1 protein-coding gene is annotated in these 847 nt (G+C 40.7%); it reads right to left on the bottom strand.

The window, feature by feature from the left end; all coding sequences use genetic code 11:
• Positions 1-12: 12 nt before the first annotated feature.
• Positions 13-764, bottom strand: a protein-coding gene (locus ACT3S4_RS14360) for an IS5 family transposase (protein ID WP_444761307.1) whose coding sequence is annotated in 2 segments (ribosomal slippage) — positions 13-551 and positions 551-764 — 753 coding nt in all. Because the reading frame shifts where the segments join, the coding sequence is not laid out codon by codon here.
• Positions 765-847 lie beyond the last annotated feature (83 nt).

The raw sequence follows: 847 nt of genomic DNA on the forward strand, positions 1-847 counted from the left end.
TAGGGCGTGTCTTCAATTCATTTTACAATGAACGATAGTGCATGCCAGATAGAGCATTGACTTAAAATTACGAGCTAACTTTTCATATCTAGTAGCGATGCTACGGAAGTGCTTAAGCCTTGCAAACATATTCTCGACAAGATGGCGTAATTTGTACAAATAGCTATCAAACTCTGGGTTAGGTTGTTTAGCATTACTTCTTTTAGGAATGATAGGAGTCATGCCATGCATGCAGGCTTTATCTCTAATAGCTTGTGAATCATATGCTTTATCGGCAATAAAAAAATCAGCTTGACCTATCATCTCAATTAATGCCCCTGCAACTTGACTGTCGTGAACTTCACCCCCAGTGATTTCAAAATTGAGCGGATATCCATCGGCATCACAGGATAAATGTATCTTTGTAGTTGCGCCGCCACAGCTTCGTCCAATTGCTCTATCTTCACCATACCTAGCTCCACTTGCATGCTGGTGACACCGTACATAGCTTCCGTCTGTGAATATCCATTCCGTATCAATTTCTTTGCGTAAGCTAAAAAAAAACTCTCCCATAAACCCGTTTTAGACCAACGATTAAAGCGACTATAAGCGGTTTGCCATGAACATAACTCTTTAGGAATATCACGCCAAGGAGCTCCTGTGCGTAGTTTCCAAAGTATGGCTTCCATGACCTCTCGACTATTTTGAGTCTGATAGCAACCGTGCTCTATCATAGTCGCTTGCAATTGCTCCCAAAGCGTATCTGTTAATGCTTTTCTCGCCATAATTGGTATGTCTCGCATCTTTTCAATAGATGCGTTATTGTAGCTATTATTTATAGCTTATCCAATTGAAGACACGCCCTAAT

The sequence above is a fragment of the Psychrobacter sp. AOP30-A2-5 genome (assembly GCF_052378115.1).
Taxonomy (GTDB): Bacteria; Pseudomonadota; Gammaproteobacteria; order Pseudomonadales; family Moraxellaceae; genus Psychrobacter.